The organism is Heminiphilus faecis (assembly GCF_008728965.1).
Lineage (GTDB): Bacteria > Bacteroidota > Bacteroidia > Bacteroidales > Muribaculaceae > Muribaculum > Muribaculum faecis.
The window spans coordinates 14,501-28,649 of record NZ_VSMC01000016.1 but is presented as its reverse complement, the minus strand read 5'-3'; the positions used below and the strand labels follow the sequence as shown (position 1 = coordinate 28,649).

Annotated in this window: 9 protein-coding genes; 5 read left to right on the top strand and 4 right to left on the bottom strand. The window is 46.8% G+C overall.

Annotation, left to right across the window (positions count from 1 at the left end; translation table 11 throughout):
• Positions 1-16: 16 nt before the first annotated feature.
• The 4 genes from FW767_RS08115 to FW767_RS08100 are packed head-to-tail and all read right to left on the bottom strand — an operon-like array spanning position 17 to position 2,266.
• Entirely contained in the window at positions 17-802 is a 786-nt protein-coding gene (locus tag FW767_RS08115; RefSeq protein ID WP_068960687.1) for a hypothetical protein, read from the bottom strand.
• Positions 799-1,110 carry a DUF3408 domain-containing protein gene (locus FW767_RS08110; protein WP_068960686.1) on the bottom strand — a complete coding sequence of 104 codons (312 nt, stop codon included), beginning with the start codon at positions 1,108-1,110 and terminating at the stop codon, positions 799-801. The genes FW767_RS08115 and FW767_RS08110 overlap by 4 nt, the downstream gene beginning before the upstream one ends.
• On the bottom strand, positions 1,111-1,500 hold the full coding sequence (locus tag FW767_RS08105) for a DUF3408 domain-containing protein (RefSeq protein ID WP_068960685.1): 390 nt from the start codon (positions 1,498-1,500) through the stop codon (positions 1,111-1,113).
• A gap of 10 nt (positions 1,501-1,510) precedes the next feature.
• Positions 1,511-2,266 carry a ParA family protein gene (locus FW767_RS08100; protein ID WP_068960684.1) on the bottom strand — a complete coding sequence of 252 codons (756 nt, stop codon included), beginning with the start codon at positions 2,264-2,266 and terminating at the stop codon, positions 1,511-1,513.
• A gap of 1,517 nt (positions 2,267-3,783) precedes the next feature.
• Between FW767_RS08100 and FW767_RS08095 the strand changes: the two genes are divergently transcribed.
• From FW767_RS08095 to FW767_RS08075, 5 genes are read left to right on the top strand one after another with little or no spacing between them, the layout of a single operon-like run.
• Positions 3,784-4,209, top strand: coding sequence for a plasmid mobilization protein (locus FW767_RS08095; RefSeq protein ID WP_068960682.1), 426 nt, complete (start codon positions 3,784-3,786; stop codon positions 4,207-4,209).
• Entirely contained in the window at positions 4,188-5,468 is a 1,281-nt protein-coding gene (mobB, locus tag FW767_RS08090; protein WP_121699525.1) for a conjugal transfer protein MobB, read from the top strand. Before FW767_RS08095 ends, mobB begins: the two co-directional genes overlap by 22 nt.
• Positions 5,469-5,483: 15 nt before the next feature.
• Entirely contained in the window at positions 5,484-7,484 is a 2,001-nt protein-coding gene (mobC, locus tag FW767_RS08085; protein ID WP_068960679.1) for a conjugal transfer protein MobC, read from the top strand.
• 22 nt (positions 7,485-7,506) lie between these two features.
• Positions 7,507-7,962 (top strand): DUF1896 family protein, encoded by a 456-nt coding sequence (locus tag FW767_RS08080; protein WP_068960678.1) that lies wholly within the window; start codon positions 7,507-7,509, stop codon positions 7,960-7,962.
• On the top strand, positions 7,952-14,095 hold the full coding sequence (locus FW767_RS08075) for a MutS N-terminal domain-containing protein (protein ID WP_088294826.1): 6,144 nt from the start codon (positions 7,952-7,954) through the stop codon (positions 14,093-14,095). The genes FW767_RS08080 and FW767_RS08075 overlap by 11 nt, the downstream gene beginning before the upstream one ends.
• Positions 14,096-14,149: the final 54 nt, after the last annotated feature.

Below are 14,149 nucleotides of genomic sequence, written 5' to 3'. Positions count from 1 at the left end.
GCCTTGCGGCCAAGTGTCAATGATAGACATTGAAATCAATTTCATCAATTTCCGAGGTGTCGATGTCAGCGTGGAAAAGGACTCTTTTAGGTTTGTCCGGCTGCGATTCAGGGGATTGAGCGGAGTCATTCTGGTCATGTTCTGGAATAGTATCCTCCGTTTCCTCTTTCGTTTGCTTGGGCAGATGTAATTCGATAAGGAGAATCTTTTTCTGAATTGCCGGGTCAAGTGAAAGTTTTTCCTTTATGACTGTACCGTCAAGTTTACGGAGAGTTTCCTGTGCTACCTCCATATCCTCCGGGTTGTTAGACGTCTCTTTCAACACATTCATTGTCGTGGTCATATCGTTGAAGTCCAAGCCGTCGGCGCATGGTTCAGTAGGTTCGGGAGCCTCACCGGTCAATTCCGCTACTGTTGTGTTGGAGAATACTTCATCAAGTTTGTCATTGGGTACAACTATTGAAGATTTCTTGTCCTCTAATTCCGGGAATCCGGCATCTGCAAAGTTGCCATATTCCTCTATGATAAGAGGAACGACCTCTTTCACAATCTCTTTGACAATCTGCTTATATGTGTCGGGGTCATATTTGCTTTCTCCGACAACGGAGGCTATTTTCTCCTCAATGGGATTTTCGACCGAAGCATCAGATACACCTTCATTATTATTTTTAGGCGGGTCTGGTGTATTATCAGACGCAGCGTCTGTTGAGGGACTGTCTGCTTTCTCTTTATCCTTTGATAGGAGCATTTTGGCAAGAAAGATATTGCTTGCCAAAAGTGCCAGCACTACAAATACTGTCATGTAAATAAGTCCTCACGGCTGTCTTCAAAGATTCGCTTCATCAGGTCTGCGTTCTTTGCGAAATGGTCGAGGACGATTGCTGACAGATAGCTGCCGATAGTTGCACCATGAGGAGCAAGGACTTTCACCATCTTGGTAAGAGTATCGTGCAACTGTGGCTGGATGTAGGTGCGCCTCGTGGCGAAATCATTTGAGCCGGAGAGATACTTTTCTATGTATGCAGCCTGTTCCGGGTCTGTGGCTTGCATTTCGGCTTCTACCGAATCGGGGGTGACTTTGATAGTGAGTTTATGGGTTACATTTTTCATTTATTGTCTTTTTTCAATATAGGTTTCATACTCTCGGAAATGCTCCGCAAGTACGTTGTTGATATATGCTTTGGCTGAGCAACAAGGTGTATCGCCGTATGAGATGATCCGCTTTACCTTCTGTATAAAAATTGGGTCAACCTCAACAACCTGATATTTCTTCCTTGACCGCATGTGCGCCATATTGCGCACGAAGCAGTCAAGATATTCTTCCTCTGTCTGAGGATGTGATTGCGGGGTGTTGTCCGGCTTGGATTTCTGTTTGACAGGAGAATCTTTATCCGACGATGTAACTTTAGGTTTCTTGGAAGGTTGCGTCTGGGAGGGGCTCTCCCGAAAATCTCGGATGAACTCATCAGGGTCTATATCCGATTCATACACTTTACCCATAGGTCAGACATCACAGGTTGACAACCTTGAGGAATTCCTCTGCAAGTTCCTGTAACCTCGTCCCTTTGAGCAGCGCCTTGTCCGGAGGCATGATCGTGGACCTGAAAACAGCCCTTTCAAGCGTTTCCGAACCTTCGCGGCGATACTTCTTCGTGTCGGGAACTTTTGTGCTGAGGGTCGGCAGACCCAGTTCATCGAAGAGTTTCTCATAGCGGTCGTATAAGTCGGTTTTCTCACGGGCATCGGTCATATTCCAGAGCATGTGAACACCCTTCAGCTGGGATTTGCCGGTCGTGAGCCATTCCTGTAATTTGAGTGCATAAGCGAGCGAACTCTCCAATACCACCTTGTCGGCGGAGATTGGTACGACAATCATGTCCATGCAGTTGGCCACTGTTACCACGCCACGGTTATTCACTGTGCCGGGGAGGTCGAAAAACACGATGTCGATGTCGTCGCCACTTTCAACCAGCTCCTTGACTTTTGACATGGCTTCCTCCGGAGGGCATACCAGAACAGGGAATGGTTTCAGCTTGGTTCGGACGAGTGTGTCGGAGAATGTTTTCTTGAACGAGGGACTCAGGTCAAGAAGCATCTTCTCTCGCTTGCGCATTTCGTCGATGCTGTACTGCGGATAGTCGCAGTCAACAACGAGAACTTTCAGACCCTTGCAGTAATACAGGTAGCTCGCTACCGTGACCGTAAGGGTAGTTTTGCCTGCTCCTCCCTTTTGGGTGGAGAAAGCGACGAATTTGGGTTCTTTCATTCATTTTTGAATAGAGGTTAAGACACAACACGGGCCTTGGGCGACAGCGGGGAATTCAATCCGGGTAATTGGATTCCACACTACCGTCTGTGTCACAGCGTAATAATAAAATGTATTGGAAGTCAGCCTTACAAATGGCTTAAATAGCCCTGACGTGCAGTCCCATAGGGTAACTGTTTTGAACTCAGCGGGCACCAATCACAGCCATAGCATCGGCCGTGTGAATTGTATATTGTGTCGCATTTCAAGAATCATGAATCGCGCTGGAGTCGTTCCTATAACCATTAACTTGAACGTTCAGGGGATTCTGTCAACCGGAATGCTCTGCAAAGTTACAACACAAGGTAAGCGTTTTCCAAAATTTCGAGGGTCTTGGACGCACAAAGTATAGATATGACCGCATTTGGCCGGGTACTCGTGATATATCCTTAACCCGAATCTTTTATGAGAAGGGGGTGCATTTCAGATTCAGAGGTCTTGCTGTCGCTGTTCCTATAACCATTAACTTGAACGCACAGGAGTTTTCGTCAGCTGGAATGCGATGCAAAATTACAACAACAGCTCAGCGATTTCCAAATTTTCAAGACCCTTGGACGCACAAAGTATAGAAATGGCCGCATTTGGCCACATACTCTTGAAGTCAATCATTATGTTCAGGTGCGGTTAAAGCATGGTGACTCCTCACACAACTTCCAACGTCCATAAGTCCCTATGTCCTTATAGACATATAGACCTATATCCTAAATATTAAGAGAAATATATTTCTATATAGATAGAACTGAATATAGATAGAAATAGCGATACATCTACTACACCAAATAAACATAAATAGATACTACGATAGAACGATAGTATTAGGGATAAATAGAAACATCATTCTATCTATGACAATAAATACACATACTAATCTCTATGCAGATAATTAGAATAATATTTCTATTGATACATTGAGATAGTACAAAGTATATATCTCACGACATCGGTATTTTTATTAACATAGGTATTGAACTATGAAAATCTCTTTAACTGTATCATTATACATATTTCCCAATATTTTCTAATGTGACGGAGGGCTGTCCGCATTTGGTCTGGAAATGGCCGTATTTGACCGCAATAATTGAACATGGCTATGGCGGCTCCGGTATCAACGTGCCAAACCAAAATCCTTGGCTTTTTCAAAAAAGTGCTTCCAAGAGGGTCAAAAATTTGCATTTCGGGGTTCCCATGTCGTATCTTTGTAGGAGCAATAGCGCATGACGAAGCCGAAAATCAGGCAGGAGCGAATGAAAAACACGGATTCTGATATACATCAACCAAAATCCACTTCCTTATATTATATCGGATGTTCACAAGAACATAGCAAGGTGTCTTTTCAGTTACTGAAAAGGTTTTGGGTTACCGGGTATCCACAAAACGACCTTGCAATGTTGGGTAAATGCTCCGAAGTCGCATTTACCTTGAATAGACCTGCCGTTGGCTACAAAAACGCCATGCGTCACTTTCAATCCCGTTCTGTTATGGCAGAAAATTTCAACAAAGGAGGGCGTCCAACGGTCGCCAACCGTTGCCACAACTGCGTAATGCTACGCTTCGATGACCTCGAATTTGACAAACTTATCCGTATGATGGAGCTTGCCGGAGAGAGCGTCAAGGCTACTTTCATCAAGGGGCTGGTCTTTGGAAAGACTTTCAAGGTGCATAAAATCGACAAGACAATGCTCGATTATCTCACCAAACTTTCAGCTCTGTTTGCCGAATACCGTAACATCGGCGTCAACTACAACATCGTGGTGAGGGAACTCAAAGCAGGATTCTCCGAGAAAAAGGCAATGACGTTGCTCTACCGTCTTGAAAAGGAAACGAAGGAACTGGCGGCTGTCACCGCCAAAGTACTTGCACTTACTGAGGATATGCGCAACCAATGGTCGCAAAAATCTCAGTAGGCAGCAGTCTGTATGGCGCACTCTCATACAACGGCGAGAAAATCAACAAGGAGGAGGGTCGCGTACTCTCTACTAACAAGATTTATGTGCCACCTGACGGAAAAATCGGCATTTCGGAAATGGTGGAGGATTTCAAAAATTATATGCCGAAGGCCGGACGCACAAAGAAACCGGTTCTCCATATCTCCCTCAATCCGCATCCTGATGATGTTCTGTCTGATTCTGACCTCGCTAACATTGCCCGCGAGTATCTCAACAAACTCGGATTCGGTGAGCAGCCCTACATAATTTATAAGCACACTGATATTGAACGACACCATATCCATATCGTGACGGTCAATGTAGATGAACAGGGAAAGCGACTCAACATGGATTTTATCCATCGGCGAAGTAAAAAGGCAACTACCGAAATTGAGGAGAAATATAATCTCCGTAAGGCAGAGCGTCAGCGTTTGAATCCGGATACTCCATTAAAGAAAGTTGACTGTAATGCCGGTGATGTAAAGCGTCAGGTTGCCAACACCGTCAAGCTCATAATGAGCCGTTACTCATTTCAGACAATGGGAGAATACAACGCTGTGTTGTCGCTCTATGGTTTGACCTCAGAAGAAACCAACGGCAGAGTTAATGGCAGGGAGTATCATGGGTTAGTTTATTCCGTGCTGGATGAAAACGGAAGAAAGATTGGCAACCCGTTCAAGGCTTCACGCCTCGGTAAGTTCTCAAGCCTTAATGCAGTCCACGAAAAAATCAACCGTTCCGAACAGAATATAACTCATGAGGCAGTTGCAAAGACAAGAAGGCGAGTTGCTCAGTCCCTGAATGAATCTCACAGTAAGGAAGAATTTATTGCTACACTGAAAGAGCGCAACATCGACCTTGTATTGAGATATACCGATGAGGGTCGAATCTATGGCGCAACATTCATAGACCATGATACGCATACCGTACTGAATGGCTCTCGCCTTGGCAGGGAATTTGCCGCCAATGCTCTTAATGAACGATTCTCCGGAGATAATGAGGTTAGCCGGACTCCTGATATTGTTGAACCGACAAATCCGGATAATGAAACAAATCAAGAGCAGCAGACATCAACCAACTCGGCTCCTACTCAACAGCCTCAGGATAGCGGTAACGACTATGATTACTCACTCCCCGGTCTTGATCTGTTTCAGCTCAGTCCGACAGTTGACGCTGATGAGGAGGATTTCAAACGCCGCATGAAGCGGAAGAAGCGCGGTCAACGACCGAAATTCTAAATATTGTATATAAAAATGTCTCAGCAAGAGGACGACCTGCGGGCATTGGCTAAAATCATGGATTTAATCCGTGGCCTTAGCATCCTCGTTGTGGTCACACAAATTTATTGGTACTGCCATAACCTTATCGGTGATTGGGTATTCCATGCCCAGACTATGAAAATTCTGAACGGTCTGAATGAAGCAGGAGGTCTTTACAACAATCTATGGAACGCCAAATGGTGGGCCCTTCTATTGTTGGCTCTCTCTTGTTTCGGAACAAAAGGTGTCAAGGATGAGAAAATCAAGTGGCGGCAGATTTGGATAATCATTGGCATTGGTGGTGTCCTGTTTCTTCTAAACTGGTGGATGATGAGTTTAGGTTGGCAAATTACTTACATCGTGACCACAGTTGCCGGATATGTTTGCCTCCTTTTGGGAGGAATATGGATGAGCCGAATGTTGAAAAATAACATGATGGACGACCGTTTCAACGATGAGAATGAATCATTTCAGCAGGAAACACGCCTGCTTACGAATGACTATTCCATAAACCTTCCCACAAAATTCTACTACAAAAAACGGTGGAACGAGGGGTGGATAAACATTGTCAATCCTTTCAGAGCGACAATCGTACTCGGCACTCCCGGTTCCGGTAAGTCATACGCCGTTGTCAATAACTTCATAAAACAGATGATTGAGAAAGGGTACTCGCTTTATGTCTATGATTTCAAGAGTCCCGACCTCAGTACCATCGCTTTCAACCACCTGTTGAACCACCTTGACAAGTACGGAGATGTTGAGCCAAAATTCTACATGATAAACTTTGATGATCCGGAGCGCAGCCACCGTTGCAATCCAATTCATCCCGATTTCATGTCGGATATTGCCGATGCCTATGAGAGCGCATATACCATAATGCTCAACCTTAATAAGTCGTGGGTGCAAAAACAGGGAGACTTTTTTGTCGAATCTCCGATTGTATTGTTCGCGGCTATCATCTGGTTTTTGCGAATCTACAAAGGTGGACAATATTGCACGTTCCCTCATGCTATTGAGTTTTTGTGCCGCAGATATGAGGATATTTTTCCGATTCTAACCAGCTATCCGGACTTGGAAAACTATCTGTCACCATTCATGGATGCTTGGCTCGGAGGAGCAGCGGAGCAGCTTGCAGGTCAGATTGCCTCGGCAAAAATACCTCTCTCTCGTATGATTTCGCCACAGCTCTATTGGGTAATGACGGGCAATGACTTCACTCTTGACATCAACAACCCGAAAGAGCCGAAGATTCTATGCGTCGGCAACAATCCTGACCGTCAGAATATCTATGGCGCGGCTCTCGGACTTTACAATTCGAGAATCGTGAAACTAATCAATAAGAAAGGAATGTTGAAGTCCGGTGTCATAATAGATGAGCTTCCCACGATATACTTCAAGGGCTTGGATAATCTAATTGCCACTGCACGAAGCAATAAGGTTGCCGTGTGCCTCGGTTTTCAGGATTTCTCACAGTTGGAACGTGATTATGGGAAGCCGGAGGCGGCGGTCGTGATGAATACCGTCGGCAATATCTTCTCCGGGCAAGTAGTAGGCTCGACCGCCAAAACATTGTCGGAACGGTTTGGAAAGGTGTTGCAGAAGCGGCAGTCAATATCAATCAATCGTCAGGATGTAAGCCACTCATTCAACACGCAGATGGATTCGCTTATTCCACCGAGCAAGATTTCCACATTGACACAGGGAATATTTGTCGGAGCGGTTTCCGACAACATCGACCAACGCATTGACCAGAAGATTTTTCACGCAGAGATTGTCGTGGACAGTAAAAAAGTCGATGCCGAAATGAAAAAATATGTGCCGATTCCAATCCTGACCGATTTCAAAGATGCCTCGGAGGATAAGCACAAGATGAAAGCCGACATTCAGGCGAACTACGACCAAATCAAGCAGGACGTGCGGGATATAGTTGACAATGAGATTGCCCGCATAGATGCTGACCCTAAATTGCGACACCTTCTCCAACAGAAGGGTTGAAAACATCAATCGAAGTTTATTGATGACAAATAACCATTTTGACAGCCGGGGATATGACCTCGACTACTACAACCTTTTTCTCCGCCGGTACCTTTCAGAGCATAGATTTCCGGAAGCAGAGGATGATCTGTTTATTGCCACACGCACGGAACACGCATACGATGTTTTCGTTGAATCCCGCCTTGCCGGTGACGAGTGGTATATTTCCAATGAAAAAGCAATGGCGGCACTTTATGCCGGATTTGAAATGTCACCTTACGATTTCATCAGCGGCCTGTTGCTTGATGAGTTTCAAGACAACATCTCACTTGAAGATGAATCCATTGAGTTCTGGACTTTCACGTTCATTGATGAGTTGAAAGAGGAGTTCAAAGGAATTACTCTTGGCGAAGAGTTCTTCAACACTACCGAAGGAGAAGTATTCCGACTGACGGTTATTGGCCGTATTACCTTATTCTTTGAGGAGTATGGCTTATAACAGGTTGCAAACAATGCGCAACAACATTGAGGCTATTCGCGTCGCGTTTCGTCTCGGTGTCGAGAAGCGACCGCCCACCGCCGCTGAGCGCGAGGCGCTGGGCAGATATGCCGGATTCGGTGGGTTGAAGTGCATACTCAACGATGCTAATGAACTTGCCGATGCAGCCAAATGGAGCAAATCTGACATTGAATTGTTTGCGCCAACCGTTGAACTTCGCCGCCTTATCCACGACTATTCCAAGAATGACAAGGAGTTTGCCGCCTATATGGACTCGCTGAAAGCGTCTGTTCTGACGGCATTCTATACACCTTCGCCGGTGATTGATGCTTTGGCTGATACAATGAAGGAGCGTGGTGTAAAAGTTGGCAGTTTTCTTGAACCGTCTGCCGGACAAGGCGCTTTCGTTGATTCATTTCTGCAACACTACCCCGGAGCAGAGACTCTGGCATTTGAAAAGGATTTGCTGACAGGCAAAATATTATCGGCTCTGCATCCCTCAATCTCAGCCGAAATAAAGGGATTTGAGAAGATTGATCCTGATTTTGAGGGATATTTCGATGTGGCAGCCTCCAATATTCCTTTTGGGGACTTTGCGGTTGCCGACCCTCGATATGCGACAAGCAAAGAGATTGCCTACCGTCAGTCAACTAAGGCTATTCACAATTACTTCTTTTTGAAGTCGCTCGACTCCGTACATGAGGGTGGAATTGTCGCTTTCATAGCCTCGCAAGGGGTGATGAATGCCGCCAGCCCCTTTGTGCGCATGGAGATGATGCGTCGTGCTGACCTTGTGGGAGCTTTCCGTCTGCCGAACAATACCTTTTCAGACAATGCCGGAACTGATGCCGGGTCTGATTTGATTATTCTTCAGAAGCATACCAACAAGAAGGCGTTGTCGGCTGATGAGGAATTTTTTATCCAGTCGATTGTTGACCGTGAGACAAAAGCTCCCAACAACAAATATTTTGCGGCATTCCCTCAGAACGTTATCTGCACTGAGGCAAAGGTCGGCACTGACCAGTTCGGCAAACCGGCTATCATCTACAAGCATGAGGGCGGGGTTGATGGTATCGCCAGCGATATGCGAACGGCACTCGATGAGTCGCTGAAACTGCGTCTGAATCTGGACTTCTATAATAATAGGAGTCTTACGCCGCCAACACCTGAACCGCCATCGCCTAAACCTGTAAAACGAACCTCTGAAAATAAGGTCGAAAAACCGAAGCGTATAGCGGATACTCCGTTGATGCAGCAATATCGGGAGATGAAGAAGAAACACCCTGATGCCATTCTTCTTTTCCGTGTCGGTGACTTCTACGAGTGCATGGGTGTGGATGCGGTCAAAGCGTCGGAGGTTTTGGGAATTACCCTTACTCGCCGTATGGATGGTGACAAGAGTAGCATAGAGTTGGCAGGATTTCCGCACCATGCTCTCGATGTGTATCTGCCCAAACTGGTCAGAGCCGGCAACCGCGTCGCTATATGTGAGCAGTTGGAAGACCCGAAGATGAAGAAAAAGACGGTGAAGCGCGACACTCCGAAGCCAGAGAATCAGCCGAAACCTGACCCTCCCAAGCCAGAACCGCCAGAACCTTCTCCTGCACCAAAGGATGATGATCCAACGCCACCTCCAACCCCAATACCATCCGATAAGGAAATAGAAACATCTGGTAGCCCGGATTACAATGATAATCCTGACCCTCGTTTGTTCGCCTACAATCTTTTCGGAGAACTGGAGCCTATCGGCAAGCCACAACGTCAACCAAAACCTGCACAGCCGGAAGAAAAGCCAAAGCCAACGGTTACGATAACCGACACTCAGGCAAAGAAATTCCGTCCGCTCTCTGAAAAGGAGTTGGAATTTTACGGATCTCTTGATTGGGAAACCAATCCTCCCATCAATGGCTTCTACGAGACGATGATGAGCATCGCCCATCGTCAACTCGCAGAAATGGAGGCTGAACGTCAGGCAATGGAAGCGGCCAAGAAAGAGACAATCACCGAAGACGGCACTATTATCGAAATATCAAAAGGTGATTTTGTCCCGAAGCCAAGAGTAGCTACAGAAGCTCCCAAACCGGCAAAACTTGATATGTCTCCCCGTCCTTTCTCGGAGGATATTCAGTTCTTCCACCACAACGGTTCTATGGTCGTTGACAAGGGGCAGGTCGGTTTTCTCTCGGAGGTTCGCAAGAATGGCGCGACTTTCTCGCCGCTGTCACTCAAACCAGAGCAGGAGAAAAGAGCAATGCTATATGTTACCCTCTCTGAAACGTATCAGCAGCTCTACAACTTCGAGGCCGAGACGCATGAGGCTTCAACCGAGTTGCGTCAACACCTCAATGACTACTACGATGAGTTCGTGGATAAGTATGGCAACCTTAATGAGAAACAGAATGTCAAGTTCATTCTCATGGATGCCAACGGTCGCGACGCTCTTGCCCTTGAACGTGGAGAAAATGGTGTATTCGTAAAGGCTGATATTTTCGACCATCCGGTCTCATTCTCACAGGATGAAATTACATCGGTTGAGATGCCGCAGGACGCTCTTATGGCTTCGCTCAATAAATACGGCGAGGTCAATATGGACTACATGGCAGACCTTCTCGGCATTGACAAGACTGCCGGATCCATTGTCGGTGAATATGAATGGGATTTGCTTGATGCTCTCAAAGGTCACATCTATTACAATCCACTTGTGGAGAAGTATGAGATTGCCGACCGCTTCATCGCCGGAAATGTGGTTCAGAAAGCGGAGGACATCAAGGCATGGATTGACCGTGAGGAAAAACGCATCGAGAATTTCCCCGGTTATGACGGCATAGAACCGTTCATCGAAATTTCCAAAGACTCGTTGAAAGCGTTGGAGGAAGCCATTCCACGAAAGATTACTTTCGATGAACTGGACTTCAACTTCGGTGAACGCTGGATACCGACAGGCATTTACTCGGCCTACATGAGTCATCTCTATGGTACTGATGTGAAAATTGCCTATTCTTCATCAATGGATGAGTATTCTTGTGACGCACGCCGCAAGAATATGAAGATATGGGAGGAGTTCTGTGTCAGAGGCTACTATCGTGTATATGACGGCATGAGCCTTCTCAAACACGCCCTGCACAACACAGTGCCCGACATCAAGAAGTCAATAGGCAAGGATGAGAATGGTCACGACATCAAAGTACCGGATTCAGAGGCAATCCAACTCGCCAACACCAAGATTGATGAAATACGCAATGGTTTCTCTGAATGGCTTGATGCTCAGTCTCCGGAGTTTAAGGACAGATTGGTTGACCTTTACAATTCTAAGTTCAACTGTTACGTCCGTCCACATTACAATGGAGCGCATCAGACATTCCCTGACCTCAATATGAAGTTGTTGGGCGACCGATATGGAATCGGCTCTATATACCAGTCGCAAAAAGATTGTATATGGATGCTGAAACAGAACGGCGGTGGCATCTGCGACCATGAAGTCGGTACGGGTAAAACGCTGATAATGTGCATTGCAGCACATGAGATGAAGCGTCTCGGACTCGCCAACAAACCGATGATTATCGGCATGAAGGCGAATGTCGCGGAGATTGCCATGACCTACCAGACAGCCTATCCCAATGCCCGTATTCTGTACGCCGATGAAAAGAGTTTCAAGGCAGATAACCGAGTCGCCTTCTTCAATCAGATTAAGACCAACGATTATGACTGCGTGATAATGTCGCACGACCAGTTCGGCAAGATACCGCAGTCGCCGGAAATGCAGCAGCAAATCCTGCAAGCGGAACTTGATACGGTTGAGGAGAATCTTGAAGTCATCAAGCAGCAGGGACACGACATTTCCCGTGGTATGCTCAAAGGTCTTATCAAGCGAAAGGAAAATCTGACCGCCAAGATAGCCACCATCCAATATCAGATGGAGCAGAATAAGGATAGTGTCGTGGATTTCAAGCAGATGGGCATCGACCACATTTTCGTTGATGAGTCGCAGAACTTCAAGAACCTGATGTTCAACACACGCCATGATAGAGTGGCAGGTCTAGGCAATAGTGAGGGAAGCCAGAGGGCACTCAACCTGTTGTATGCAATCCGTACCATCCAAGAGAGGAATGGCAAAGACCTCGGTGCTACTTTCCTCAGTGGTACGACAATCTCCAACTCATTGACAGAGTTGTATCTATTGTTCAAGTATCTGCGTCCGAAAGAACTTGAAAGGCAGGAGATAAGGTGTTTCGACGCTTGGGCGGCAATATTCGCCAAGAAGACTACCGACTTCGAGTTCAATGTTACCAACAATCTGGTACAGAAGGAGCGTTTCCGCTACTTCATCAAGGTGCCGGAGTTGGCAGCCTTTTACAACGAAATCACGGACTATAGAACCGCAGAAGATGTGGGTGTTGACCGACCGATGAAGAATGAGATTCTCCATAACATCCCTCCGACAAAGGAGCAGGAGGTTTTCATTCAGAAACTTATGGAGTTTGCCAAAAGTGGCGATGCCACAATCTTAGGTCGTGCGCCATTGTCAGACACCGAGGAGAAGGCGAAGATGCTCATAGCCACCGACTATGCCCGAAAGATGGCTCTCGACATGAGAATGATTGACCCCAGTTATTCCGATGATCCGAACAACAAGGCCAGCCATTGCGCCAAGATGATTTCTCAGTATTACCATAAATATGATGAGCAGCGCGGGACTCAGTTTGTATTTTCCGACCTTGGGACATACAAGCCCGGCGAATGGAACTTCTATTCGGAGGTCAAGCGCAAACTCATTGAGGACTATGGCATACCGCCGCATGAAATCCGCTTCATTCAGGAGTGCAAGACTGAGCGGTCAAGAAAGGCTGTGATTCAGGCGACCAACGACGGTGATGTTCGTGTCCTGTTCGGCTCTACCTCAATGCTTGGCACCGGAGTCAACGCCCAGAAAAGGTGTGTCGCAATTCATCATACCGATACACCTTGGCGCCCAAGTGATCTGGAACAGCGCAACGGTCGAGGAGTCCGTGCAGGCAACGAGATTGCCAAACTATATGCTGACAACAAAGTGGATGTAATCATCTATGCAGTAGAGAAATCGCTGGACTCCTACAAGTTCAACCTTCTTCATTGTAAGGCCACTTTCATTGCGCAGTTGAAATCCGGAGCGCTCGGAGCGAGAACTATTGACGAAGGTGCTATGGATGAGAAATCAGGCATGAATTTCTCTGAGTATATGGCTATCCTCTCCGGCAATACAGACCTGTTGGATAAAGCCAAGTTGGAGAAACGCATCGCGTCACTGGAGAGTGAGCGTAAATCCTTTGGAAAGGGCCGTGCTGATGCCGAGTTCCGTCTGAGTACCATTTCCCATGATATTCAAAACAACGAAGCGGCTATGGAGCGGATGAAGGCGGACTATGAAAAATATTCCTCCGTAGTCCAGCGAGATAAGGATGGCAACCCCGTCAACAACCTCACTGTTGATGGTTGCAAGTTCAAGGACGAGCAGAATATGGGAGTTCACCTGCAAGGGCTGGCACAGCGTACCGACACCCACGGACAATATCAGCGTGTTGGTGAGGTCTATGGCTTCCCAATCTCCATTATATCAGAGCATACCCTGATTGACGGTCGTGAGGGAGTGCAGAACCGCTTCGTTGTCGAAGGCTCATATAAATACAAGTACAACAACGGCTTCATTGCCATGAGCGACACTCACGCCGCCTGTATGAATTTTGTCAACGCACTGGAGAAAATCCCCGGCATAGTTGAGCAATATGAGGAGCGCACCGCCAAACTCAAAGCCGATGTCCCAATCTTGGAAGGCATTGTCGCCAAGCAATGGGGCAAAGAGGAGGAGTTGAAGCAGCTCAAATCCGAACTCGCCAGCCTCGACCGCAAGATAACTGCGGAACTGAAACCCAGCGATACTGAGGAAGCCGCCCGTGCCAAAGTAGTCACGCCGACAAAAGGCAACGGAGAGCTACTCGATGAACCTGCACCGTCTCAGAGTCAGGACTCCAAGAAGTCAATGGTGGCAGAGCCGACAACCATATACAAAGAACGGGAACCGTTAAGTTCCCGCATCATAATTGGTGGTTGTGGCATAACTCCCCCCGGAGGGTTCCGCGCCGCCGGCCCGAAATTGTAGATAAGGAATTGAATGGCGACACTCTTGAAAAATAGAGCGTCGCCATTCAATTCC

Coding starts and splice junctions, on each gene's coding strand:
- FW767_RS08115 (WP_068960687.1), bottom strand. CDS start 802: ATGACAGTATTTGTAGTGCTGGCACTTTTGGCAAGCAATATCTTTCTT.
- FW767_RS08110 (WP_068960686.1), bottom strand. CDS start 1,110: ATGAAAAATGTAACCCATAAACTCACTATCAAAGTCACCCCCGATTCG.
- FW767_RS08105 (WP_068960685.1), bottom strand. CDS start 1,500: ATGGGTAAAGTGTATGAATCGGATATAGACCCTGATGAGTTCATCCGA.
- FW767_RS08100 (WP_068960684.1), bottom strand. CDS start 2,266: ATGAAAGAACCCAAATTCGTCGCTTTCTCCACCCAAAAGGGAGGAGCA.
- FW767_RS08095 (WP_068960682.1), top strand. CDS start 3,784: ATGGCAGAAAATTTCAACAAAGGAGGGCGTCCAACGGTCGCCAACCGT.
- mobB (WP_121699525.1), top strand. CDS start 4,188: ATGGTCGCAAAAATCTCAGTAGGCAGCAGTCTGTATGGCGCACTCTCA.
- mobC (WP_068960679.1), top strand. CDS start 5,484: ATGTCTCAGCAAGAGGACGACCTGCGGGCATTGGCTAAAATCATGGAT.
- FW767_RS08080 (WP_068960678.1), top strand. CDS start 7,507: ATGACAAATAACCATTTTGACAGCCGGGGATATGACCTCGACTACTAC.
- FW767_RS08075 (WP_088294826.1), top strand. CDS start 7,952: ATGGCTTATAACAGGTTGCAAACAATGCGCAACAACATTGAGGCTATT.